The organism is Variovorax sp. OK605 (assembly GCF_900115445.1).
GTDB lineage: Bacteria > Pseudomonadota > Gammaproteobacteria > Burkholderiales > Burkholderiaceae_C > Variovorax.
In genome coordinates, this window is the sequence record NZ_FOWL01000005.1 from 17,798 (window position 1) to 40,992 (window position 23,195).

General features: G+C 69.8%; 20 protein-coding genes. 11 read left to right on the forward strand and 9 right to left on the reverse strand.

Annotated features, from left to right (window positions below; translation table 11 throughout):
* Positions 1-50 precede the first annotated feature (50 nt).
* From BM013_RS14350 to fhuF, 4 genes are all read right to left on the reverse strand, one after another.
* Positions 51-2,429 (reverse strand): TonB-dependent siderophore receptor, encoded by a 2,379-nt coding sequence (locus tag BM013_RS14350; protein ID WP_093128143.1) that lies wholly within the window; start codon positions 2,427-2,429, stop codon positions 51-53.
* Positions 2,430-2,595: 166 nt separating this feature from the next.
* Positions 2,596-3,897 (reverse strand): lysine N(6)-hydroxylase/L-ornithine N(5)-oxygenase family protein, encoded by a 1,302-nt coding sequence (locus BM013_RS14355; RefSeq protein WP_093128145.1) that lies wholly within the window; start codon positions 3,895-3,897, stop codon positions 2,596-2,598.
* A 91-nt stretch (positions 3,898-3,988) separates the two neighbouring features.
* Entirely contained in the window at positions 3,989-4,825 is an 837-nt protein-coding gene (locus BM013_RS14360; protein ID WP_093128147.1) for a N(5)-hydroxyornithine transformylase PvdF, read from the reverse strand.
* A gap of 52 nt (positions 4,826-4,877) precedes the next feature.
* Entirely contained in the window at positions 4,878-5,720 is an 843-nt protein-coding gene (fhuF, locus tag BM013_RS14365) for a siderophore-iron reductase FhuF (protein WP_256221501.1), read from the reverse strand.
* 264 nt (positions 5,721-5,984) lie between these two features.
* Between fhuF and BM013_RS14370 the strand changes: the two genes are divergently transcribed.
* From BM013_RS14370 to BM013_RS14405, 8 genes are all read left to right on the forward strand, one after another.
* Positions 5,985-7,676 (forward strand): cyclic peptide export ABC transporter, encoded by a 1,692-nt coding sequence (locus BM013_RS14370; RefSeq protein WP_093128151.1) that lies wholly within the window; start codon positions 5,985-5,987, stop codon positions 7,674-7,676.
* On the forward strand, positions 7,673-8,296 hold the full coding sequence (locus BM013_RS14375; protein WP_093128153.1) for a Fur family transcriptional regulator: 624 nt from the start codon (positions 7,673-7,675) through the stop codon (positions 8,294-8,296). Before BM013_RS14370 ends, BM013_RS14375 begins: the two co-directional genes overlap by 4 nt.
* 21 nt (positions 8,297-8,317) lie before the next feature.
* Positions 8,318-9,478 carry an efflux RND transporter periplasmic adaptor subunit gene (locus tag BM013_RS14380; protein ID WP_371280228.1) on the forward strand — a complete coding sequence of 387 codons (1,161 nt, stop codon included), beginning with the start codon at positions 8,318-8,320 and terminating at the stop codon, positions 9,476-9,478.
* Positions 9,475-11,481: an ABC transporter permease gene (locus BM013_RS14385; RefSeq protein WP_093128157.1), complete on the forward strand. Its 2,007-nt coding sequence runs from the start codon at positions 9,475-9,477 to the stop codon at positions 11,479-11,481. Before BM013_RS14380 ends, BM013_RS14385 begins: the two co-directional genes overlap by 4 nt.
* Entirely contained in the window at positions 11,478-12,962 is a 1,485-nt protein-coding gene (locus BM013_RS14390; RefSeq protein WP_256221505.1) for an efflux transporter outer membrane subunit, read from the forward strand. The genes BM013_RS14385 and BM013_RS14390 overlap by 4 nt, the downstream gene beginning before the upstream one ends.
* Positions 12,953-14,269: a PepSY-associated TM helix domain-containing protein gene (locus BM013_RS14395; protein WP_093128158.1), complete on the forward strand. Its 1,317-nt coding sequence runs from the start codon at positions 12,953-12,955 to the stop codon at positions 14,267-14,269. Before BM013_RS14390 ends, BM013_RS14395 begins: the two co-directional genes overlap by 10 nt.
* 120 nt (positions 14,270-14,389) lie before the next feature.
* Positions 14,390-14,629 carry a hypothetical protein gene (locus BM013_RS14400; RefSeq protein ID WP_256219838.1) on the forward strand — a complete coding sequence of 80 codons (240 nt, stop codon included), beginning with the start codon at positions 14,390-14,392 and terminating at the stop codon, positions 14,627-14,629.
* Positions 14,630-14,730: 101 nt separating this feature from the next.
* The gene (locus tag BM013_RS14405; protein ID WP_093212726.1) at positions 14,731-14,937 is read left to right on the forward strand and encodes a hypothetical protein; all 207 of its coding nucleotides are present in this window, start codon (positions 14,731-14,733) and stop codon (positions 14,935-14,937) included.
* Between the two features lie 42 nt (positions 14,938-14,979).
* Here the strand turns inward: BM013_RS14405 and BM013_RS14410 are convergent, their stop codons facing one another.
* Both BM013_RS14410 and BM013_RS14415 read right to left on the reverse strand, forming a co-directional pair.
* The gene (locus BM013_RS14410) at positions 14,980-16,101 is read right to left on the reverse strand and encodes a FecR family protein (RefSeq protein ID WP_256221506.1); all 1,122 of its coding nucleotides are present in this window, start codon (positions 16,099-16,101) and stop codon (positions 14,980-14,982) included.
* Positions 16,098-16,715: an RNA polymerase sigma factor gene (locus BM013_RS14415; protein WP_093128162.1), complete on the reverse strand. Its 618-nt coding sequence runs from the start codon at positions 16,713-16,715 to the stop codon at positions 16,098-16,100. The genes BM013_RS14410 and BM013_RS14415 overlap by 4 nt, the downstream gene beginning before the upstream one ends.
* Positions 16,716-16,997: 282 nt before the next feature.
* On the opposite strand from BM013_RS14415, the gene BM013_RS14420 reads away from it, so the two are divergent.
* Complete coding sequence (locus tag BM013_RS14420) at positions 16,998-17,759, forward strand: siderophore-interacting protein (protein ID WP_093128164.1); 762 nt, start codon at positions 16,998-17,000, stop codon at positions 17,757-17,759.
* A gap of 22 nt (positions 17,760-17,781) precedes the next feature.
* On the opposite strand, the gene BM013_RS14425 is transcribed toward BM013_RS14420, so the two are convergent.
* On the reverse strand, positions 17,782-18,420 hold the full coding sequence (locus BM013_RS14425) for a TetR/AcrR family transcriptional regulator C-terminal domain-containing protein (RefSeq protein WP_093128166.1): 639 nt from the start codon (positions 18,418-18,420) through the stop codon (positions 17,782-17,784).
* A gap of 163 nt (positions 18,421-18,583) precedes the next feature.
* On the opposite strand from BM013_RS14425, the gene BM013_RS14430 reads away from it, so the two are divergent.
* Positions 18,584-19,870 (forward strand): glutamate carboxypeptidase, encoded by a 1,287-nt coding sequence (locus BM013_RS14430; protein ID WP_256219836.1) that lies wholly within the window; start codon positions 18,584-18,586, stop codon positions 19,868-19,870.
* A 55-nt stretch (positions 19,871-19,925) separates the two neighbouring features.
* Here the strand turns inward: BM013_RS14430 and BM013_RS14435 are convergent, their stop codons facing one another.
* Complete coding sequence (locus BM013_RS14435; RefSeq protein ID WP_093128168.1) at positions 19,926-20,630, reverse strand: glutathione S-transferase N-terminal domain-containing protein; 705 nt, start codon at positions 20,628-20,630, stop codon at positions 19,926-19,928.
* Positions 20,631-20,723: 93 nt separating this feature from the next.
* A complete protein-coding gene (locus BM013_RS14440) occupies positions 20,724-21,563 on the reverse strand; it encodes a phosphate/phosphite/phosphonate ABC transporter substrate-binding protein (protein WP_093128170.1) in 840 nt (279 codons plus the stop codon).
* A gap of 265 nt (positions 21,564-21,828) precedes the next feature.
* Between BM013_RS14440 and BM013_RS14445 the strand changes: the two genes are divergently transcribed.
* On the forward strand, positions 21,829-23,169 hold the full coding sequence (locus tag BM013_RS14445; protein ID WP_093128172.1) for an MFS transporter: 1,341 nt from the start codon (positions 21,829-21,831) through the stop codon (positions 23,167-23,169).
* The last annotated feature ends 26 nt before the right edge of the window (positions 23,170-23,195 follow it).

The following is a 23,195-nucleotide window of genomic DNA, read 5'->3' on the forward strand; positions in this document are numbered from 1 at the left end:
ATGGTCGTGTGACAGCGATGAGGAGGCGGCGCGCGTGGCGCCGCGCGGCATCAGAACTTGTAGCGTGCCGTCATGGTCACCGCGCGTTCGTTGCCGCGGTAGCACTCGCCGTGATAGCAGGTCGAGAAGTACTTCTTGTTGAAGAGGTTGGTGACGTTGAGTGCGAGGCGCCACGGGCCGGTCTCGTAGTGCACGGCCGCATCGGCCACGGTCACGCCGCGTTCGTAGGAGGTGTTGTGCTCGTCGTTCTGGCGCTTGCCGATGTAGCGCACGCCGCCGCCGAAGCCCAGGCCGTTGCCCAGCGTGTAGTCCAGCCAGACCGAGGCGGACTGCTTGGGCACCAGCGGCGGGATCTTGCCGAGTTCGTCCGGGTCGGCGCTGTTGAGCACCTTCATGTCCAGCCAGGTGTACGAGGCGGCGATGTTCAGGCCCGGCGCGAGTTCGCCCTTGGCCTCGAGCTCGAGGCCGCGCGAGCGCTGCTTGCCGATCTGGCGGCCTTCGAAGGTCACGGGGTCGTACGTCACCACGTTGGTCTTGCGCAGGTCGAACACCGCGGCGGTGAACGAGGTGCGGGTGCCTTCGGGCTGGTACTTGAGGCCGACTTCCACCTGCTTGCCGCGGCTGGGCTTGAAGGGTTCGTTGTTGCCGTCCACGCCGCTGTTGGGCAGGAAGGATTCGCTGTAGCTCAGGTAGGGCGCCCAGCCGTTGCCCGCCAGGTAGGTCAGGCCGGCGCGTCCGCTGAAGGCGTCGTCGCGGTTCTTGGTGTAGGTCGTGTTCAGGATGTCGTCGGTGATCGAGGTCACGCGGTCCTGGCGGCCGCCCAGCGTGACGATCCACTTGTCGGCGATCTTGATCTGGTCCTGCGCGTAGATGCCGATCTGGCGCGTCGTCTGCCGGTAGTTCTGCAGCGGATCGGTGGGCGGCGTCACCAGCTGGTTGTAGACCGGGAGGTACAGGTCCAGGTCGGGCGCGGCACCGCGGAATTGGCGTGACTTGCCCTTCAGCTCGTTCCAGTCGACGCCGAACAGCAGCGTGTGTTCCGTGATGCCCGCGCGCACCTTGCCCTGCACGTTGGTGTCGAACACGCTTTGCTTGAGCGGGTCGTTCCACGTGCGCGCGATGCGGTAGATGGTGCGCTCGTCCTCGGCGGCCGAATCGGCCCAGACCACGCGCCGGTCGAGCGCGATGGTGGTGTATCGCAAGCTCTGGCGCAGCGTCCAGTCCTGGGCGAGCTTGGTCTCGAAGCGGTAGCCCAGCGAAGCCTGTTCCTGCTTGATGCCGCTGAAGCTCGGGTCGCCCATCTTCACGTTGGTGAAGCGGCCGTTGGCGTTGATGTAGTAGGGGTCTTCGCCCGAGCGGTTCTTGAGGAATTCACCGAACACCGTGAGCGAGGTGTCGGCGTTGGGTTGCCAGCGCACCGACGGCGCGAGGTACGCGCGCGTGCGGTTGAGCTTCTGGCCGTCGGAGTAGCGGTCCTGGTCGTTGCTGTCGAGCGAGACGCCCACCAGCCGGTAGCTCAGGTCGGTGTTGCCGATGCGGTCGCCGAGATCGAAGGCCAGCTGCTTGCGCTGGAAGCTGCCGTACTGCACCTCGATCTCGCGGATCGGCTCGCCGGTGGGCTGCTTGCTCACGCGGTTGATGATGCCGCCGGCGTCGCCGCGGCCGAACACCATCGACGACGGGCCGCGCAGCACTTCGACGCGCTCGAGCGAGTAGGGCTCGGAGATGTAGTAGTTGACGCTGAACGGCGTCTGCGCGAGGCCGTCGCGGTAGCTGCTGTTGTAGGTGCCGAAGCCGCGCAGCAGGATGTCTTCCCAGCCGCGGTTGTCGGGGCCGTACATGCTGGTCGTGACGCCGGGCGTGTAGCGGATCGCGTCCATGATGTCCTGGGCGCCGCGGGCTTCCATTTCGTCGCGGCCGATGATGGAGATCGACTGCGGCACTTCGAGCACCGGCGTGTCGGTCTTGGTGGCCGTGATGCTGCGGCGGGCGACATAGCCGGTCACCGGGCCGGTGGGCGATTCCTCGGCGCTGGCCACCACCTGCACGGCGGGCAGGGTGCTCTGGGAGGCGGGGATGTCCGCGGTGCGGCGGATCGCGAAGCCGCCGTTGGCGGTGCGCGTGGCTTCCAGCGCGGTGCCCGTGAGCATCTGGCGCAGGGCCTGGTCGACCGTCAGCTTGCCTTCGACGGCGCGCGAACTGGTGCCGGCGACCACCTCGCCGGCGGCGAACACCTGCACGCCGGTCTGGCGCGAGAACTCGTTGAGCGCCGCGCCGAGGGCCTGCGAGGGCACCTTCACGTCGAACACCTTCGCCACGGCCTGGCCGGAAGCCTGTGCCGAAACCACGGGGGCCCAGACGGTGAGAACGGAACCGAACGCCGCGGCAAGCGCGGCGTTCAGCAGATGTTGACGAGGCAGGGGACGCATAAAAAGGCAACTCCAGTTTTTTGAATTACGACGCATTCACATTCAGGTGCGGACGCCGGCCCAACTTCCGGTCCATGGCGCATCTATGAGTAAGACGTTCGAACTCATCAAACAGAGACACCTTCCCGTCACATTTTTTTCGTCAGCGCGCTCGCGCCGCGAAATTTCAGGTCTGGATGGCCTCGGCCTCCCGCCGCAGGTGCAGCGCGGCGCCGGCCGGCGTGGCCAGCAGGGCGCTGCCGATTTCGCCGGTCCTGACCGAGGTGACCGACAGCAGGGTGTCGCTCAGGCCGTGCGAATCCTCGCAGGCGCCCTGCAGGTAGATGGCCGGATGGAAGTCGGGCGTGGCCTGCAGGCGGTACTGGCGGTCGACCGTGTAGTCGCCCAGGTAGCCCGACAGCGGCGCCAGCAGGGCCTTGTGCTGCTCGCGCGCATAGCCGGTGGCGAGCACCACGGCGTCGTAGCGCACGGCGTGCTCGCGCTGGGCGTTCTGGTCCCACAGCGTGAGATGCACCCCCTGGGCGTCGGCCACGACGTTGCGGATGTCGTGCTGGCGCAGGAAGCGCAGGCGGTTGCCGCCGGTCACGCGCTGTTGGTAGAAGGCCTTGTAGATCTGCTGGATCAGCTCCAGGTCGGCCACCGCGTAGTTGGTGTGCCAGAACTCGTCGAGCAGCGCGGCGCGCTCGTCCTCGGAGCGGCTGAAGGTGTAGTCGGTGAACTCGGCGTTGAAGATCTCGTTCACGAAGGGGCTGTCGTCCGCCGGGCGGATCGAGCGGGCGCGCGTGACCAGGTCGACCTGCGGCGCGCCCGGGCGGCCCTGCAGGTCCATGAAGATCTCGGCCGCGCTCTGCCCTGCGCCCACCACGGCAATGCGCCGGGCCTCCGGATGCTGCGCGATGTCCTGCAGGTAGCTGCTCGAATGGAACACGCGCGGGTCGTTGCGGAGTGTGCGAAAGCCATCGGGAATGTTGGCCGTGCCGCCGATGCTGACCACGAGGTTGCGCGTCAGGCGCTCCACCAGCTTGCCCGCGTGATTGCGCGAGCGCACGCGCAGCAGCGCCACCTCGCCGGCCTGGTCCTCGGGCAGCACCTCGAACACCTCCTCGCCGTAGGCGCAGGCGTCCTCGAACTGCTCGGCCGCCCACGAGAGGTAGTCGTTGAATTCGTGGCGGCTGGGAAAGAAGCTCTTCAGGTTGGCGAAGTCGGTCAGCCGGCCTTTTTCGTGCAGGTAGTTGACGAAAGTGAAGCGGCTGGTCGGGTTGCGCAGCGTCGCCAGGTCCTTCAGGAAGGAGATCTGCATGTGCGCGTGGTCCAGCAGCATGTGCGGATGCCAGGCGAAGCTCAGCTGCTTCTCGATGAACAGCGCGTCGAGCGGCCGGCCCGCGTGGCGCTTCTCCTCGAGGGCGATGGCCAGGGCGATGTTGGACGGGCCGAACCCGATCCCGACCAGATCATGGACGTGTGGCATGGAAATCAACTCCTGTGGTGGAGGGCGGCGCGCCGTGCGCGGCGGCCGGCCCTGGGCCGTGTGTAAGAAGACGGTCGGCGGCGCCGGATGTTCACGCGTCCACGGTCTCGGCCATCAGGGCCAGGCCCTGGTGGAGCGCCGGGAACAGGCTGCGATTGAAGTTGTTCCAGCGCAGCTCGAGGATGGTGTCCGCGGGATCGATGTCGGTGCCCAGCACGTCGCAGATGACTTCGCCGGAGTCGATGCCGGTGTCCACGTAGTGGAAGGACGCGCCGGTCTTCAGCACCGGCTCGACCGGCACCGTCTCGCGCGTGCGCCAGTCGACCACCCGCTGGCCCCGGGCGCCGTGCAGCGCGTCGAGCGTGGCCCAGGCGCCGCGGCGCTCGAAGGGCGACTCCAGCCGCGTGATGCCCGGATGGATGTTCACGATCCGGCGGAAGAACGGGCTTTCCGGCCGCGCCAGCTGGTCGAGGATCACCAGCAGCCCGTCGAGCACGACAACGTCGGCTTCCAGCGCATGGAGGCGCTCGAGCAGGCGCTGCTCGAAGTCCTTCTTGCCGGCGGCGCGTTCGGTGGTGGCGTCCAGCGGCAGCCGCCGGTAGGTCGAGGGCACGTTGTGGAACATGTCGTTGACGCGGCGTCCCTGCGCCTGGAGCTCGCCGGGAAAGATCCACTGGCGCGACGGCTCGAAGCCGAAGCCGTAGTCCTGCAACGCCTTGCGGTCGCGCGGCGAGCCTTCGTCGTCGTCGAACAGCACCGCCTCGAGCGCGTAGGCGTCGCCCAGCGGCGTGCTGTCCAGGGCTTGCGCCAGCGACTCCAGCGGGGACTTCATGTAGCGCTGCCCGCCCTTGTAGTCGATGTGCTGGCCGGCCTTGTCGGCCGCCGCATTCCTCAGGGACATGATGTAGACGAGTTTTGCCTTGGACATGGATGTGCGCTCGGTTGATGGGTGAAAGGAGACAGAAGAGGCGCGGCCGAATTCAGCGGTGCGCCGGCGACAGCGGGCAGACGCCGCAGTAGCCCTCGCCGGGCAGGAGGTGAAAGAGGCAGCACTGGCGGTGCAGCTTCACGGCGTGGTCGTGGCCCTCGAAGCGCACGCGGATCTCGCGCTGCGGGCCGGGCAGGGGGTTGGTCCAGGCCATTTCAGCTGCATTGATTGCATTGATTGCATTGGTTGCATCGGCGGCATCGGACGAAGGGCTGCTGGTCACCCAATCGGGGTTGTGCAGCAGTTGCTGGCGATCGAGCGCGATGGGCGGCGACCCGCCCGTCAGCGCCAGGGCCTGGTCCAGCACCGGCTCCAGGTTGCGCGCCGCGTTGCCCCACAGGATCTTGGCGGCAATGCCCGTCCGCTGGCGCAGCGCCTGGAAGAGCGGCTCCAGGTGCCCGCGCAGCAGCACCGCATAGCGTTCCGCGGTGCTCGCGCCGCGCTGCGGCCGGCCCAGCTCGCGGATGTGAAAGCTCAAGGGGTGGGCATGCGCGTCGAGCCGCACCCAGACCTGGTCGGCGGCCATCGGGAACACGTGCTGCAGCACGCTGGCCGCGGCCGCGGCCGGCGGCAGCAGCATGCCGAGGTAGTCCAGGCTCCAGGCCGAGGCCACCGCGCGCAGGTCTTCTCCCTCCACGCCGAGGTGCGCCGCATGCTGGCGCAGCACGCGGTCCAGCAGGTCGGGGGAGCGCACCAGGTCGGCCACGCGCAGCGCGCCCGCGGGCGGCTGCGCCGCGCATTGCAGCGCCTCGCCGTGCGGCGCCAGATCGCCCTGGAACAGGGGTTCCAGCAGCGCGATCATGGCGCGTTCACGGTGCGGCCATGGGGCGGCCATGGGGCGGTCGGTCGCCGGCGGTGCGGCGTTTTGCAGGGTGCATGAAGCTAGGACGGATGGGCCGCGCGGGTGTTCATGGCGCACGGCGCGAACCGCGGCGTGAACATTTGTGCGGGCCACCCGTCTAGAGGGGTACAGGCGGTCCGGCGCCGCCGGCAGCCCGGCGTTTGCGCGGCAGGGCCGCCGCCATCCGTTTCGCGTCCGGCGGCAGGGGTCGTCCCTGCCGCCGGACCCCAGTCGCCTGCGGGCGGAAAGAGTTCTTGCATGACCACTGCCCCCGCCTCCGACGGCGAGTTCACACGCCTGCTCAAGCCGTTCCTGCCGTGGATCCTGCTGTCGGCGGTCATGGGCATCGGCGCGGGCGCGGCCACGGTCGCGTTGCTGGGCACCATCAACCGGGTGCTCAACGGGCAGGGCGGCCTCTCGGGCGGCCTGCTGCTGACTTTCATCGGCCTGTGCGCCGCGGCGCTGTTCGGGCGCATGGTGTCGGACGTCTCGACCAACTTCGTCGGCCAGCGGGTGGTCGCGCAGGTGCGCAAGAGCCTGGCGCAGAAGATCCTCTCGGCGCCCATCGATGCGCTGGAGCGCTACCGCACCCACCGGCTCATGCCGGTGCTGTCGCAGGACGTGGACATGATCAGCGACGTGGCGTTCGCGCTCTCGGCAACGCTGATCGCCTGCGTCACCGCGCTCGGCTGCCTGGCTTACCTGGCCTACCTGTCGCTGCCGCTGTTCGGCGTGCTGATGGTGGCGCTGGTGGTCGGCGCCTCGGTGCAGACCGTGGCGCAGATCCGTGGCGTGAACGGGTTCTGGAAGGCGCGCGAACACGAAGACCAGCTGCACAAGGCCTACCGCGCGATCAGCGAGGGCGCCAAGGAACTGCGCATGCACCGCGTGCGCCGCCAGCGCATGTTCGGCGGGCAGATCGAACGCATCGTGGACAACATCCGCACCGTCAACGGGCGGGCGATCAACACCTTCGTCGTGGCCGCGGCGTTCGGCTCGGGCCTGTTCTTCCTGCTGATCGCGCTGATCCTGGGCTGGGCCGCGTTCCGGCCCACCGAGCCCGCGGTGCTCAGCGGCTTCGTGCTGGTGCTGCTGTACCTCAAGGGACCGATGGACCAGATCGCCGGCGCATTGCCCGCCGTGGGGCGCGCCCGTGTCGCGTTCCGGCGCATTGCCGATCTGTCGGCGCGCTTCGCCACGCCGGAGCCTCACCTGCACGTGGGGCGCGCCGGCGATCCGCTGAAGCTCGAGGGCGAGATCGCGCTGCGCGGCGTGCGCTACGTCTTCGATGCGCCCGAGGGCGGCGAGGCCTTCGCGCTGGGGCCGATCGACCTGCGGCTGCGCCGCGGCGAAATGGTGTTCGTGGTGGGAGACAACGGCTCGGGCAAGACCACGCTGATCAAGCTGCTGCTCGGCCTGTACGCGCCGCACGAGGGCGAGGTGGCCATCGACGGCACCGCGATCGGCCCCGAGCTTCGCGACGACTACCGCCAGCTCTTCACCACGGTGTTCTCCGACTTCTACCTGTTCGAGGACCTGGCCGCCGGCGAGGGCGAGGCGCACGGCGAGGCCAGCATGCAGGTGCTGCCGCAGCGTGCGTTGCCCTACCTGGAGCGCCTGGAGATCGCCCACAAGGTGAGCCTGAAAGATGGCGCCTTCACCACCACCGACCTGTCGACCGGCCAGCGCAAGCGGCTGGCGCTGGTGCACGCCTACCTGGAAGGGCGCCCGGTGCTGGTGTTCGACGAATGGGCGGCCGACCAGGACCCGACCTTCCGCCACCTGTTCTATACCGAGCTGCTGCCCGAGCTTCGCGCCAAGGGCCACCTGCTGGTCGTGATCTCGCACGACGACCGCTACTTTCACCTGGCCGACCGCGTGATCACCATGCGCGCCGGCCGCATCGCGGACGACCGGCCGCGTGCCCACCTCGAGAGCCTTGCTGCATGAACGACGGCCTGGAACCCAACGACGTGCAACGCCCGGCGTTCATGACGCAGCTGCGGGGCGCGCGCATCCGGCCGTCGGTGGTCCGGCTCTGCGTGCTGCAGACGCTGGCGGACGCGGGCACCGAGTGGCAGCGCGGCGAAGAGGTGTTCCGCCGCATGCTGCTGCGCGGCACCTCGGCCAGCCTGACCACGGTCTACCGCGTCCTCAAGGAGTTCGAGCACTCCGGCCTCATCGAGCGCGAATGGGTGCGCAGCCGGGGCGGCGCGCTGGCGGTGTTCCGCTACGCCGCGCCCGATGCGCAGGCGGACGCAGCGACCGTGCGCATGCGCTGCAGCGGCTGCGGCGCCTCCACCGAGGTGCACGACCGCGAACTCCACGAGGCGCTGACCCGCGTGGCGCTGAACCAGGGCCTGCCGCCCACGGGCACCTTCGACGTGCAGATCCACGGCGCCTGCGCGGCGTGCCGGCAAGCCGGCGCCGGCATGCCGTCGGGCGGGCTATCGGGAGAGCCTTCGGGTGAGCCATCGAGCGAGAGCGGATCGAACGGCCACGCCGGGATGCTGCCGCTCGCGGGTTTCCTGGCCCGTCCGCGTGCGCGCGCACAGCGCCTGGCGGCGTAGCGGGAGGGCGGCGTGAGCGATGTGCGTCAAGGCGCCTGGCGCCGCCGTGCGGTGGCGGGGCTGCTGGTCTTCCTGTGCGCGGCGGCCGGCGCGGGGCTGTTGTGGGGGCGCGGCGATGCGGCGGATGTCGAGTCCGTGGCGGTCGTGCGCGGCACCATCGAATCCAGCGTCACGGCGCTCGGCGTGCTGCAGCCGCGGCACTACGTGGACGTGGGCGCGCAGGTCTCGGGGCAGATCCTTCGGTTGCACGTGCAGCCGGGCGACGTCGTCAAGCGCGGGCAACTGCTGGTGGAGATCGACCCCAGCGTGCAGCAGGCCACCGTCGACGCGGGCCGTGCCTCGCTCGCGGGGCTGCGCGCGCAGCGCGACGACCAGCAGGCCCAGCACCTGCTGGCGCGGCAGCAGCACGCGAGGCAGCGCCAGATGGCGGCCGACGGCGCCACGCGCGACGAGGACGTGCAGGCCGCGCAGGCCACGCTGGCATCGGCCGGCGCGCGCGTGCGCCAGTTCGAGGCGCAGGTCGCACAGACCCAGGCGACGCTGAAGGCCGACGAGGCCCGCCTGGGCTACACCCGCATCTACGCGCCCATGGCCGGCACCGTCGTGTCGGTGGAGGCGCGCGAAGGCCAGACCCTCAACGCCACTTACCAGACGCCCAACGTGCTGCGCATCGCCGACCTGTCGTCGATGACGGTGTGGTCCGAGGTGTCGGAGGCCGACGTGCGGCGCATCAGGACCGGCATGCCGGTCTACTTCACCACGCTCGGCGAAAGCCAGCGCCGCTGGCAGGGCCGCGTGCGGCAGCTGCTGCCCGCGCCACCGGTGCCCGAGAACAAGTCGGGCGGCGACAGCGGCGCCAAGCCCTCGAGCGCGGCGAGCAAGGTGGTGGTCTACACGGCGCTGTTCGACGTCGACAACGCCGACGGCGAGCTCATGCCGCAGATGACGGCCAAGGTCGCCTTCGTCGAATACGCCGAGAAGGACGCGCTTTCCGTGCCGCTGGCCGCGCTCGTGCCCGTGGCCGGCAGCAGCGACCGCTTCACCGCGCGCGTGCTGCGCCCCGACGGCAAGGTCGAGGCGCGGCAACTGCGCGTCGGCGTGCGCAACCGGCTTTCCGCCCAGGTGCTGGAGGGCGTGCAGCCGGGGGAACGCATCGTCACCGCCAGGGCGGCGAAGCCATGACGCCGGCGGCGAGCGCTTCCGGCGAAACGCCCCGGCCCCTGATCGAGCTGCAGGACATCCGCAAGTCGTACGGCGGCAACAACGCCTCGGCGGGCGCTCCCGCGACCACGGTGCTGCACGGCATCTCGCTGCGGATCCATGCCGGCGAATTCGTGGCCATCGTCGGCGCTTCGGGTTCGGGCAAGTCCACGCTGATGCACATCCTGGGCTGCCTCGACCGGCCGAGCGCCGGCCGCTACCTGTTCGACGGGCAGGACGTGGCCAGCTTCGACGCCGACGCGCTCGCCTGGCTGCGCCGCGAGGCCTTCGGCTTCGTGTTCCAGGGCTACCACCTCGTGCCCAGCGAATCGGCGCGCGAGAACACCGAGATCCCCGCGCTCTATGCCGGCATGCCCGAAGCCGAACGGCGCGCGCGCGCGACCGCACTGCTCGAGCGGCTGGACATGGGCGCGCGGCTCGACCATCGGCCGCACCAGCTGTCGGGCGGGCAGCAGCAGCGCGTGGCCATTGCCCGCGCGCTGATGAACGGCGGGCGCATCATCCTGGCCGACGAGCCCACCGGTGCGCTCGACAGCAAGAGCGGCGCCGAAGTGATGACGCTGCTGCACGAGCTGGCGGACGCGGGCCACACCATCATCCTCATCACGCACGACCGGACGGTGGCCGCGCAGGCGCGCCGCGTGATCGAGATCCGCGACGGGCGCATCGTGGCGGACGCGGGCCGCGCGGAGGGTGAGGCCATGGCCACGCCCGCGCCCGCGCCCGCCGCTGCGCCGGCGACGCCCTTCGGGCACCCGGCCTCGCCCGGCGGCGCCTCGCTGCTGGCCGACATCCGCGAGGCCACGCGGGCGGCCTGGCGCGTGATGTGGAGCAACAGGTTTCGCACCGGCCTCACGCTGCTGGGCATCGTGATCGGCGTGGCCTCGGTCATCGTGATGCTCGCGGTCGGCGGCGGCTCTCAGCAGAAGGTGATGGCGCAGTTCGAGACCTTCGGCACGCGCACCATGTTCGTTGCCGCGCAGATCGCCAGCCTGCGCAACCCGAGCGCGCCGCTCACGCTGGACGACGCGCTGGCCATCCGCACGCTGGCGAACGTCGAGGGCGTCGCGCCCTACATCGAGGACAAGGTGGTGGTGCGCCGCGGCAACGTCGACCATCTCACGGAGGGCGGGGGCGCCACGGTCGAGTTCTCGCGTGTGCTGGGCTGGGGCGTGAGCCAGGGCGTGATGTTCGACGCCGAGGACGAGCGGCGCGTCGCCAAGGTCGCCGTGATCGGCGAGACGGTGCGCAAGCGCCTGTTCGCCGACGGGCAGGACCCGGTCGGCCAGGACATCCTGGTGGACAAGGTGCCCTTCCAGGTGGTCGGCGTGCTGGCGTCCAAGGGCGCCACCGACGGCGAGGACCAGGACGACCGGGTGGTGGTGCCGCTGTCTTCGGCCGCCACCCGGGTCTACGGCCATCCCAACCCGACGTGGATCGCGGTGCAGGTGCGCGACATCGACAAGGCGCAGGAAACGGCCACCGCCATCGAGGCGCAGCTCGAGCGGCTGCAGGCCGGACGCAACGTGCTGATATGGAACCGCGTCGAGGCCCTGCGCGTGCAGACCGAGACCGCCCGTGCCATGACGATGATGCTGGGGCTGATTGCGGTCGTGTCGCTGGTGGTGGGCGGCATCGGCGTGATGAACGTGATGCTGATGACGGTGCGCGAGCGCACGCGCGAGATCGGCATCCGCATGGCCACCGGCGCGCGCCAGCGCGACATCCTGCGCCAGTTCATGACCGAGGCGGTGCTCGTGACCTCGGTGGGCGGCACCGTCGGCGTTGCCGCCGGGCTGGGCATCGTGGTGGCGCTGTTGCTGGCGGGCGTGTCCGTGCAGTTCTCGGTGCCCGCGAGCGTCGGTGCATTCGGCTGCGCCGTGCTGACGGGCGTGATCTTCGGCTTCATGCCGGCGCGCAACGCGGCGCGGCTCGACCCGGTCGTGGCGCTGGCGGGGGAATGACGATGCCGCGCATGTCGTTCGCCTTGCGCGCCGCCTGGCTGTTGTCTGGCATGGCATTGCTGGGCGGTTGCGCGCTGCAGGGCGACGGCGCCGACCGTGCGGTGGCGCTGCCGTCCGCATGGCAAGCCGCGCCGCCCGCGTCAGCCGCGGCGGGCACTGTCGATGCGGATTGGTGGCGCGGCTTCGGCAGCACCGAGCTCGACGCGTTGATTGCGCGCGCGCAAGTGCAGAGCAACGACCTGGCCGCCGCCGCCGCGCGCGTGGCGCAGGCCGATGCACTGGCCCGCATCGCCGGTGCGGCGCTGCGGCCGCAGGTCACGGCCACACTCGACGCCGCCCGCGAGGGCCGGCTGGGCGGCCGTGCGGCGGTCGACGGCAGCACCCATGCCGCCGGCTTCAGCGCCCGCTACGAACTCGACCTGTGGGGCCGCGACGCCGCATGGCGCGACCAGGCGCTGCACGACCTGCGCGCGAGCGCCTTCGAGCGCGACGCCGTGCGGCTCAGCGTGACGGCCAGCGTCGCCTCGGCCTGGCTGCTGGGCCAGGCACTGCGCGAGCGCGCCGGCATCGCGCAGCGCAATCTCGACAATGCGCGCCGCGTGCTCGCGCTGGTCGAATCCCGCAGCCGTGCCGGCGCGGTGTCGCCGCTCGACCTGGCGCAGCAGCGCGGGCTGGTGGCTGCACAGGTTCGCAGCGTGGCGGCGCTGCAGCAGCAGGCGCGCGACGCCGAAGCCGCGCTGGCCGTGCTGCTGGGCGCGACGTCGCCGGTGGCCGCGGGGCAGGGCCTGGCCCTCGATGCGCTGCAGGTGCCGTCCATCGGCGCGGGCGCACCGTCGGCCCTGTTGGTGCGCCGGCCGGACATCGCACGCGCCGAGGCGCAGCTGTCCGCCGCCGATGCCAATGTGCTGGCCGCGCGCGCCGCGTTGCTGCCTACCGTCTCGTTGAGCGCCTCCGTGGGGACGGGGCAGGGCCGCTTCGGCAGGCTGTTCGACAACCCGGTCTACAGCCTGGCCGCGGGACTGGCTGCGCCGATCTTCGATGGCGGCCGCCTGGCCGGCGGGCGGCAACTGGCGCAGGCGCGGCGCGAAGAATTGCTGGCGGCCTACCGGGGCGCCATCGCCGCTGCGTTCGCCGATGCCGAAACCGCGCTCAACGCCGTATCGGCCACCGACGCGCAGGCCGCGGCGCAGGCTGTCGAGCTGGCCGAGGCACGACGTGCAGCCGGCCTGTCGGAGTCGCGCTACCGCGCGGGCGCCGAAACGCTGCTGACCTTGCTGGACGCGCAGCGCACCCTCTACGTTGCGCAGGACCTGTCGGTGCAGCTGCGCATGGCACGCCTGCAGGCGCGGGTCTCGCTGTATCGTGCGATGGGCGGCGGCTGGCAGGCTCGGCCATGTCCGACGGCCACCGCCGCAGCCACCGCCACTGCCACCGCCCCCACTACCGCCCCGACCGTCGAAGGATCTTTCGAATGCGCCTGATGTTCGTGGCCCTGCACCGCTGGGCCGGCCTGTCGATTGCAGGGTTCCTGTTCGTCTCGGGCCTGACGGACGCCGTGATCTCGTGGGACCACGAGCTCGACGAATGGCTCAACCCGCACCTGACGGATGCACGCACCACCGGCCCGGCGCTGCCGCCGCTGGAACTCGCGCGGCAGCTCGAGGCGCGCCATCCGCAGGTGGTCGTCACTTCGCTGCCGATGGCCGCCGAGGCGGGGCATTCGCTGTCGTTCGGCGTCGAGCCGCGCGTCGACCCCGCGACGGGCCAGCGCTTCAAGCCCGGCTTCAACCAGGTCTTCGTCGATCCGGCGTCGGGCGAAGAGCTCGGCCGGCGCGATTGGGGCGCGGTCTGGCCCATCGGCAAGGAGAACTTCGTCTCCTTCCTCTACGTGCTGCACTACACCCTGCACCTGCCGAAGATGTGGGGCATCGACCGCTGGGGCGTCTGGCTGCTGGGCACCATCGCACTGGTCTGGACGCTCGACTGCTTCACCGGCTTCTACCTGACATTGCCGCTGCGCCGCCCCCGCAAGGCCGCTGCTCCCGTTACACCCGATGGTCCGGCAGGCAAGCGTTGGTGGCAGCGCTGGAAGCCCGCATGGAAGGTGCGCCGCGGCGCCGGCAGCTACAAGCTGAACTTCGACCTGCACCGCGCGGGCAGCCTGTGGACCTGGGCGCTGCTGTTCGTCATCGCCTTCACCGCGTTCTCGCTGAACCTGTACCGCGAGGTGTTCTTTCCGGTCATGTCGATGGTGTCGAACGTCACGCCCACGCCGTTCGAGCAGCGCGAGCCCGCCGACGAGGCCAAGCCCGTGGTGCCGCTGCTCGGCTACGCCGACGTGCTTGCCAAGGCCGCGCAGGAGGCTCGGCGCCGGGGGTGGGAAGAGCCCGTGGGTTCGCTCTTCTACGCGCAGCTGTTCGGCATCTACGGCGCGCAGTTCTTTGCGCCCGAAGACGAGCATGGCGCGGGCGGCGTGGGGCACCGCGTGCTGTACATCGACGGCCGCGACGGCCGCTTCGTCGGCAGCAGCGAGCCGTGGAAGGGCACGGCGGCCGACATCTTCGTGCAGGCGCAGTTCCTGGTGCACTCGGGCCGCATCCTCGGGCTGCCGGGGCGCATTCTGATCTCGGCGATGGGCCTGGTGGTGGCGATGCTCAGCGTGACGGGCGTGGTGATCTGGCTGCGCAAGCGCCGCGCCGGCGCCAGGAGCCGGCAACCGCAGGCCGCAGCCGCTGCCGCCGGGCCGGCCCTGCTGCCGCCTGTGGCCGGGGCTGGCACTTCCGGTTGAACATTCGGGCCGGTGGATCGTCTCTTTGGATGAAGCGCCTTGCAGGCGCACCCGCTGGCGCCTGGCGCCGCTGCACGGGCATCCTCCCGAATCCACACCCACACAGCGCCTGGAGTAGCCGTGGCCCCGCAGAACCGTCCGGAGGCGCCCTCCGCCGAGGAGACCGCATGGCGTCTCTACATGGAACTCAGAGAGAACCCGTGCCGCACGGTGGCATTGAAGTTGACGCACTGGGTGCGTGAAGAGCCTGCGCATCTGCAGGCCTTCGACCGTGCCCTGCGCCTCTGGGCGCTGGCGGGCGCCGCGCTGGCCGTCAACCGCCGCAGGAATCTCCATCCGCCCACCGGGGGGCTCGAATGAGGCGCATGAGGCGCATGAGGGGCGCGACGTGCGTGCGGGCGGCGGAGGATGCCCTTGCGTCCACGGCCCCGGCGGCGGGCGGCGCATCGGGGGCCGGTGCCGTGACCGATGCCCATGTGCGCACCGCCTGGTCGCTCTTCGCCGGAATGCATGCGGCCTTGACGCCGGACAACGCCGAACGGCTCACGCAATGGCTGGGCAAGGACCCGCTGCATGTGCGTGCGCTCGACATCGCGCTCACCGAGTGGGGGCTGGTGCAGTCGGGGCACCCCGTGGGCAATGCGCGCGGCGGGTCCGGCAACGCCTGAGGCGCGCGCCCCGCGCACCCCGGGCGCTGGCAGGCTGCTGCGTCAGCGCACCTGCAACGCCACGCTGCCGTCCGGGTGCACCACGGTCGTGAGCGGCAGGATGGTCGGCAGCGCGGCCAGCAGGCCTTCGGAGTCGCCGGTGCGAAAGCGGCCCGACAGCCGCATCGCGTCGATGCGCGCACTGTTGCTGACGATGGGCCGCGCACGGTAGCTGTTGACCGCGGCCAGGGCGTCGCCCAGCGGCGTGTTCTCGAACACCAGCCAGCCGTCGCGCCACGCGGACAAGGCCGCGGTGTCGGCCTGCTGCACGCGACCGGGCTGGCCGTCGACGATCTCGAGCTGGTCGCTCTTGTACAGGTCGATCACCCGGGTCTCCGCGCCGGCGAGCCCGCGGGGCGGTGTCACGCGCACCCGCACATGGCCGTGCTCCACGCCCACGGTCACGGGGCCGCCGCGGTCGCGCACGGTGAAGGCCGTGCCGACCACCTCGATGGTGGCGCTGCGCGTGTGGACCTCGAACGGGCGGTCGCTGTCGGGAGAGACTTCGAAGCGCACCTCGCCATGGGCCATGTCGACGAAGCGGCGCTGGCGGTAGAGCGTGACCTCGATGGCGCTTTGCGGTGCGAGGTCGAGCTGGCTGCCCATCGCCCCGGTTGCACCGATGGCCCCGATGGCCCCGATGGCCCCGTTTCGGCCACTGCGTCCATCCGCCAGCGTCACCTTCAGCATCTGCGCGGTGCGCGTGCGGTAGGCCGAGCGGAACACCGGCTGCTGCCAGTACCACTGCACGCCGCGGCCCGCCACCAGGCCGGCGCCGAGCAGGCCCGCCACCGAGAACAGCATCTTGCGGCGCTGCTGCCGGTGGGTGGACGAAGCGGTTGCGGCCGCCGCAGCGGCCGCGTTGGCCGCGTTGGCCATCAGCGGGCCTTCGGGCTCGTCGAAGTGCGCGCGCAGGTCGTGCGCCATGCCGCCGAGGGCGTTCCAGCGTTGCCGCGCTTCCTGCACGGCGGCCGCATGCTCGTCCGACTTGATGCGCCACTGGTTGAGTGCGGTGCGGGCCTGGCCCGCGGCATCGCCGGGCGCCATCTCGCCTTCGAGGATGAGTGCCAGCGCGCGCTCGACCAGCCGTTCGCGCGGCGCGCCCATGGCCATGCCGCCGCTCACGAGAAATCTTCGGCCAGCGCCGCGTCGAAGCCGGGGCGGTTCAGCATCACCTGCGGCTCGATCAGCTCGGCGCGCAGCTCGGCGAACACGCGCGAGCAGTCGATGGTGGCGCGCAGCAGGTGCTTGGCCACGGCCATCTCGGTGATGTCGAGCCGCTGCGCGATCTCGGCGCGCGTGTGGCCGTAGGCGCGAAAGAGCAGGAACACTTCGCGGCGGCGCGGCGGGAGCTTTTCCATGGTGTCGACCACCCGCGCGAGCACGCGCTGCTGGGCCACGATGTATTCGCTGGACTGCGCCGTCTGGTGCATGCCGACCTCCGCATGCGAGCTGGCCCACTCCTGCGCGACCTTGCGGCGGCGCGCGTCGTCGATGCACAGGTTGCGCGCCACGCGAAAGAGCAGGGCGCGCGGCGATTCGATGGTGTCTTGCGCGTCTTGCGCGTTTGGTGCGGCATCGCCCTGCGCGCCGCCGCGGGCCTTCAGCGCCGACTCGTAGACGCGCTCGAAGCTGGACTGTGCGATGTCGGCCGCGTAGTGCGGATCCCTCAGGTCGCGGGTCAGCTGCCGGCGCAAGTCCGCGTAGTGAGCTACCAGTTCCTGAACGAGGTCGCGCATCCGGCCGCCTTCTCGCAAGCATCGACGATGAGCCCCGGCGCCTTCGGCCCGCGTGCATGCATGCGGGCTTGAAAAAGCGGGCGAGGGACTTGAATAAGAACTATTCTTATTGGAGTGTATCACCGAATTGTGAAAGGACAACGCGCGCGAAGCGTCTTGCAAACAGTCTCGCGTTTGGCGGTCCGAATGACCAAAACTAACATCGTTAGCCTATGATGTCCACGCTATCTAACGTCGTTAGATTTTTGTGTCTTTTCGCGTCATCACCTCGGGGAGTTCTTCATGTCTTCTTCCAACATCGGTTCCGAAGCGGCCACGGGCGCCGCCCGGCCGGGGCTGGTCGAGCGCACGCTCGGCCGCCTGTTCCTGCATCCCGTGAACGTCATCGCGGCCACCAGCGTGTCGCCGCGCTTCAGGCTCATCGATCTCGAATGCGTGGCTTTCGAAAGCCATCGCTGGTCGCCGGGCCAGAAGGTGCAGATCAAGACCGGCGGCACGCTGGAGACGCGCACCTACACGCCGCTGCGCTGGGACGGCGCGCGTGGCGTGACGCGCATCATGGCGTTCGCGCACGGCGAAGGGCCGGGCAGCGAGTGGGTGCGCCGCGCGCGGCCGGGCGAGCGCTGCCAGGTCTTCGGCCCGCGCCGCTCGCTCGAACTCCGGCCGCTGCCGGCGGCGACGGTTCTGTTCGGCGACGAGACTTCGTTCGGCCTTGCGGCGTCGCTGTGCGGAAGAGATGCCGAAGTGCAGGCAGTGCAGGCAGTGCAGAGGGTGCAGGCCGTCTTCGAGGTCGGCGCAATCGCCGAATCGCGCCAGGTGCTGGACGCGCTGGGCATCCGGCCGCTGGCGCTGATGGAGCGCCGCACCGACGACTCGCACCTCGCGGAACTCCACTCGGCGATGAGCGGCGGCGCGCACTACGTGCTGACGGGCAAGGCCTCGTCGATCCGCCAGATGGGCCGCGCGCTCAAGGCGCAGGGCGTCGAGTCGCGGCGCATCCAGGCCAAGGCCTACTGGGCGGCGGGAAAGCGCGGACTCGACTGAACCGACTGGGCGCCAGGGGACGCTACGCGCGTTTCGAAGCCTTGATCCTGTGGGCCAGCCCCGCGATGAACACGTCGAGGCCCAGCGCGAAGCGCTCCTCCAGGTCGGTGTCGAACAGCGCGTCGGCGCACGCGAAGACCGAGGGGAACCGTTGCTGCGACAGCGCGAGAAACTCCGCCTTGTTCTCGATGGCATCGACGCCGTCCGCGGGCCACAACGCCTGCTCTTCCATCACGAAGCCCAGCACGTAATACATCATGCTGAACGACCCCCAGCCCGCGAGCTTGGGGCTGGCGCCGGCGCGCAGCAACGGTGCCACCATGGCCTCGCCCATGCGCAGCGTGTTGTCCGAGGTCACGTAGGTGCCGGCATACACGCGCGCGCCGTCGCGGTGCGCCAGCAGGCCCTGGCGCAGCTCCTGCCCGACCGTGCGGATCGCTTCCTGCCACGGCACATTGGCGGCCGGCGTTCGCGCCACGCCTTCGACCAGCGCGTCGGCCATGCCGTCGATCAGCGCCTTCTTGTTGGGGAAGTGCCAGTACAGCGAAGGCGCCTGCACCTGCAGCGCCAGTGCCAGCGCGCGCATCGTGAGGCCGTCGAGGCCGTTCTCGTCGAGCAGCACCAGGGCCGTGGCAATGATCTGGTCGCGCTGGATTCGCATCGTGGGTCGGGTCCTCGTGGTTCTCTTGTTTCTTTTGCGCGGGGTAAGGCTAACGTTGTTAGTGTAGTCAGCGGCTTGACCCGTTCGCAAAGCGGGTGATAGCCTGCCCGCCGCCCTTGCAGGCCCTTCGCAAAATCTCCCATCCCAAGACAGAACGGACTCCATGACGACTCGCACGCGCCCCATCGCCTCGACTTTCTCCCTGCCGACCCGCTCGCGCCGCTGGGCGCGCACGGCCTGCCACGGCGCCGTGCTCGCATGCGCGCTGCTCGCCGGCCAGGCGATGGCGCAGAAGCCGCACCAGGGCGCGCTCGACGCGGCCACGCAAAGCAAGGACGAGGCGCTGAAGATGCTGGAGCGCATGGTCAACATCGACTCCGGCTCGGCCAGCACCGAGGGGCTGGACAAGGTCCGCGAGATGGCGGTGGAAGAGCTGCGCAAGCTCGGTGCGCGCATCGAGACCTTTCCGGCCGAGCCGCACCCGGGCACCAACGTGGTCGCCACGCTGACCGGCCAGGGCAAGAAGAAGATCCTGATCCTCGCGCACATGGACACCGTGTTCAAGGAAGGCACGGCCGCCGCCAAGCCGTTCTACATCAAGGACGGCCGCGCCTACGGCCCGGGCGTGATGGACGACAAGGGCGGCGTGGTGGCCGGCTTGTATGCGCTGAAGATCCTGCAGCAGATCGGCTTCAAGGACTATGGGCAGATCACCTTCCTGCTCGACACCAACGAGGAGGTCGGCTCGGTGGGCACCAGCGCGCTGATCGAGCGCATTGCCAAGCAGCACGACGTGGCGCTCAACCTCGAACCCGGTCGCCCGGCCGACGGCCTGGTGGTCGAGCGCAAGGGCTCGGCCACCGCGCTGCTCGAGGTGAAGGGCGTGGCCGCGCATGCGGGCGTGGCGCCCGAGGCCGGCCGCAATGCCGCGATGGAAGTCGCGCACCAGGTGCTGCAGCTGTCGAAGACGGCGGACGCCGCGAAGAAGACCACCGTCAACTTCACCGTGCTCACGGCCAACGGCCCGACCAACGTGATTCCCGCCACCGCGAGCGCCAAGGCCGACGTGCGCGTGGCCACGCCCGAGGAGTTCGACCGCGTCGAGAAGGACATGGTGCGCATCGCGCAGAACAAGCTCATTCCCGAGACCGAGGTGCGCGTGCGCCTGAGCCGCGGCCTGCCGCCGATGCCGCGCCTGCCTGCGTCCGAGAAGCTGGTGAAGATGGCCGAGGGCATCTACGCGGAGATCGGCAAGAAGCTCACCATCGAGAGCAGCGGCGGCGCGGCCGACGCGAGCCTGGTGGCGGGCGTCGGCATTCCGGTGCTCGACGGTTTCGGCATCGTGGGCGGCGGCATCCACACGCCGGAAGAGTATGCGGAGGTCGAGAGCGTGGTGCCGCGGCTCTACCTGCTCTCGCGCATGCTGATGGACCTGTCGGCCAACAACTGATCCGCTGATCCAACTGGCCTGTGCTGGTGGCGGATGCCCGGCACAGGCGCGGGGTTCAGCCCCGCTTCGGAATGTTCAGGCCCCGGGCCACCGCGGGCCGCGCCACGAAGGCCTCGAGCACGCGCGCCACGTTCTTGAAGTCCTTGAAGCCCACCAGGTCGCCCGCTTCGTAGAAGCCGACCAGGTTGCGGATCCACGGGAAGGTGGCGATGTCGGCAATGCTGTAGTCATTGCCCAGGATCCACTTGCGCCCGGCCAGGTGCTTGTCGAGCACGCCGAGCAGGCGCTTCGATTCGGCCACGTAGCGGTCGCGCGGGCGCTTGTCCTCGTAGTCCTTGCCGGCGAACTTGTTGAAGAAGCCGAGCTGGCCGAACATCGGGCCGATGCCGCCCATCTGGAACATGACCCACTGCAGGGCCTCGTAGCGCCCGGCGGTGTCCTTCGGCATGAACTTGCCGGTCTTGGAGGCCAGGTACACGAGGATGGCGCCCGACTCGAACAGCGGCAGCGGCTTGCCGTCGGGTCCGTCGGGGTCGAGGATGGCGGGGATCTTGTTGTTCGGGTTGAGCGACAGGAACTCCGGCGACATCTGGTCCTGCGTCTCGAAGCTCACGAGGTGCACCTCGTAGGGCAGGCCGGTTTCCTCCAGCATGATCGACACCTTCACGCCGTTGGGCGTGGGCAGCGAATACAGCTGCAGCCGCTCGGGGTGCTGCGCGGGCCATTTCTTGGTGATGGGGAAGTTCGAGAGATCGGTCATGGGCTTGTTTCCTGGGGAAGGTGCTGCAAGCGCCGGATTCTGCCCGCGATCGCGCAACGGGGTGCGCGTGCGGAATTGCCCTCGGATGACCGCTCAGATGCCCAGCCAGCGCATGAGCGAAGACTCGATGTCGGCCGACGGCGCGACGAAGCCGACATAGGTCGAGGTTGCCAGCGCGCGCTTGCCGGCGTCGGTCTGCGCCAGGCTCAGCAGCGCATCGCGCGCCGTGTTCACGGTGGCCGCGTCGAGCTTGCGCGACGCGAGCCACTGCTTGACAGGCACCGCGCGCGATTCGGCGCACACCTTGCCGCCGCCGTCCTTCCAGGTCTTGACCACGCTCGCGGCGGCCGTGGCGCCGTAGGCCGCGAAGCCGTTCTGCACGTAGAAGGGCACGGCCTCCTGGAAGCGCGTGTTGGTGACCTTGACGGCGCCCGCGTCCTGCAGGCCCTGCTCGCGCAGCATCGCGCGCGTGATCACCGCGGTGATCGAGTCGGCGTCGGGCATCACCAGCTGCTTGCCGGCCACGCTCTTCCAGTCGGAGATGGGTTGCTGCTCCTTGCACAGGAACGACACCTTGTAGTCGGTGTAGCCGGTGGTCCATGCAAAGGCGCGGTACTGGCCGCCCTTGATGGCGCCCAGCGCCACGTGCGAGGGGTGGACGAAGGCGAAGTCGACCTGTTGCTGCTGCAGCGCGCTGCGCGCGCCGTTGTAGGTGTTCAGCACCTTGATGGTCACCGGCTGCTTGAGCGCCTTGGCCAGCAGCTCGGCGATGGGTTCGAAACGCGCGGTGATCTGCGCGTCGGGCACGTCGTAGCTCACGCCTTCGCTGACGCCGATCACCAGGGCATGCGCCGACGCACAACCCGCCATGAGCAACCCCGCCACACCGCGGGTGGTGGCACGAAGCGAAGGATGAAGGGTGCGGCGTGTCATGGAGAACTTTCCTCTTGCAGTCGATGTTGTTGTAACGAAATTCTTACATTCATCATATGCAGGAGGAACGGGCCCGGACGCAGGGTTAGCACCGATGAAACAACACTTCCGCGCGCCGGAATGCGGCGGTGGCGCGCATCTCGATCGGAGATACGCCGATCTTCAATCCATATGAATCTTGCGTAGAAACCCGCTGCGGTGCGCCGCGGTGCGGACGCGACCATCGGCTGCAACCGAACGCAGAACGAAAGAAAGCGACGCACCCATGAGCATCACCACGACCACCGCCGCGGGCACGCAGCCGTACAAGGGCGGGATCGACAGCACCTCCAGCGCAGTCTCCGACGCTGTCTACCGCAAGGTCGGCTGGCGGCTGATCCCGCTGCTGTTTCTGTGCTACATCGTGGCCTACCTCGACCGCGTGAACGTCGGCTTCGCCAAGCTGCAGATGCAGGGCGACCTGCAGTTCAGCGAGGCGGTCTACGGGTTGGGCGCGGGCATCTTCTTCATCGGCTACTTTCTCTTCGAGGTGCCGAGCAACGTGGTGCTGCACCGCGTGGGCGCGCGCCGCTGGATCGCGCGGATCATGATCACCTGGGGCGTGCTGTCGGCGGCCACCATGTTCGTGAGCTCGCCGATGTCGTTCTACGTGATCCGTTTCCTGCTGGGCGCGGCCGAGGCGGGCTTCTTCCCCGGCATCATCCTGTACCTCACCTACTGGTACCCGGCCGCGCGCCGCGGCAAGGCCACCTCGCTGTTCCTCGCGGCGATCCCGTTCGCGGGCATCCTGGGCGGGCCGATCTCGGGCTGGATCCTCCAGGGCATGGGCGGCGTCAACGGCTGGGCCGGCTGGCAGTGGCTGTTCCTGCTGCAGGGCCTGCCGACCGTGGCGCTGGGCCTGGTGGTGTGGCGCTACCTCGACGACCGCGTGAAGGACGCGCAGTGGCTCGGCACGGCCGAGCGCGAGCTCATCGCACGCGACATCGCCGCCGACGGCGCGGGCAAGGCCGAGCCGCGCATCCTCAGCGTGATGAGCAACGCCCGCGTGTGGCTGCTGGCGCTGGTGTACTTCGCCTACACCTCGGGGCTGTACGGCATCTCGTTCTGGCTGCCCAGCATCATCAAGGCGATCGGCGTGAAGGGCGCGCTCGACATCGGCCTGCTCAGTGCCATACCGTGGAGCTTCGGCGTGGTCGCGATGTACCTCATGGCCCGCAGCGCAGACCGCCGGCTCGAGTACCGCTGGCACAGCGCGCTGGCGGCCGTCGCCGGCGCGCTCGGGCTGGTGCTGAGCGTGGCCTTCCACGGCAACGCGACGCTGGCCATGGCCGGCCTCACGCTGGCCACCATGGGCATCATGTCGACGCTGCCGATCTTCTGGGGCATGCCGACGGCCTTCCTCGGCGGCGCGGCGGCTGCCGCGGGCATTGCGCTCATCAACTCCTTCGGCAACCTCTCGGGCTTCAGCGCGCCGTTCCTCATCGGCCTGATCAAGGACGCGACGCAAAGCACCGACGCCGGCCTGCACATGCTCGCCGGGCTGCTGGTGGTCGGCGCCGTGCTGGTGCTGTTCGTCAAGCCCGAGCAGGCTGCGCCGAAGCCCTGATGCGCTAGCCGGATCGTTCCCCGCGC

Excerpts from the sequence above, each read along its gene's own strand:
- BM013_RS14350 (WP_093128143.1), bottom strand. The coding sequence starts at position 2,429 with ATGCGTCCCCTGCCTCGTCAACATCTGCTGAACGCCGCGCTTGCCGCG.
- BM013_RS14355 (WP_093128145.1), bottom strand. The coding sequence starts at position 3,897 with ATGCCACACGTCCATGATCTGGTCGGGATCGGGTTCGGCCCGTCCAAC.
- BM013_RS14360 (WP_093128147.1), bottom strand. The coding sequence starts at position 4,825 with ATGTCCAAGGCAAAACTCGTCTACATCATGTCCCTGAGGAATGCGGCG.
- fhuF (WP_256221501.1), bottom strand. The coding sequence starts at position 5,720 with ATGGCCGCCCCATGGCCGCACCGTGAACGCGCCATGATCGCGCTGCTG.
- BM013_RS14370 (WP_093128151.1), top strand. The coding sequence starts at position 5,985 with ATGACCACTGCCCCCGCCTCCGACGGCGAGTTCACACGCCTGCTCAAG.
- BM013_RS14375 (WP_093128153.1), top strand. The coding sequence starts at position 7,673 with ATGAACGACGGCCTGGAACCCAACGACGTGCAACGCCCGGCGTTCATG.
- BM013_RS14385 (WP_093128157.1), top strand. The coding sequence starts at position 9,475 with ATGACGCCGGCGGCGAGCGCTTCCGGCGAAACGCCCCGGCCCCTGATC.
- BM013_RS14390 (WP_256221505.1), top strand. The coding sequence starts at position 11,478 with ATGACGATGCCGCGCATGTCGTTCGCCTTGCGCGCCGCCTGGCTGTTG.
- BM013_RS14395 (WP_093128158.1), top strand. The coding sequence starts at position 12,953 with ATGCGCCTGATGTTCGTGGCCCTGCACCGCTGGGCCGGCCTGTCGATT.
- BM013_RS14415 (WP_093128162.1), bottom strand. The coding sequence starts at position 16,715 with ATGCGCGACCTCGTTCAGGAACTGGTAGCTCACTACGCGGACTTGCGC.
- BM013_RS14420 (WP_093128164.1), top strand. The coding sequence starts at position 16,998 with ATGTCTTCTTCCAACATCGGTTCCGAAGCGGCCACGGGCGCCGCCCGG.
- BM013_RS14425 (WP_093128166.1), bottom strand. The coding sequence starts at position 18,420 with ATGCGAATCCAGCGCGACCAGATCATTGCCACGGCCCTGGTGCTGCTC.
- BM013_RS14430 (WP_256219836.1), top strand. The coding sequence starts at position 18,584 with ATGACGACTCGCACGCGCCCCATCGCCTCGACTTTCTCCCTGCCGACC.
- BM013_RS14435 (WP_093128168.1), bottom strand. The coding sequence starts at position 20,630 with ATGACCGATCTCTCGAACTTCCCCATCACCAAGAAATGGCCCGCGCAG.
- BM013_RS14440 (WP_093128170.1), bottom strand. The coding sequence starts at position 21,563 with ATGACACGCCGCACCCTTCATCCTTCGCTTCGTGCCACCACCCGCGGT.
- BM013_RS14445 (WP_093128172.1), top strand. The coding sequence starts at position 21,829 with ATGAGCATCACCACGACCACCGCCGCGGGCACGCAGCCGTACAAGGGC.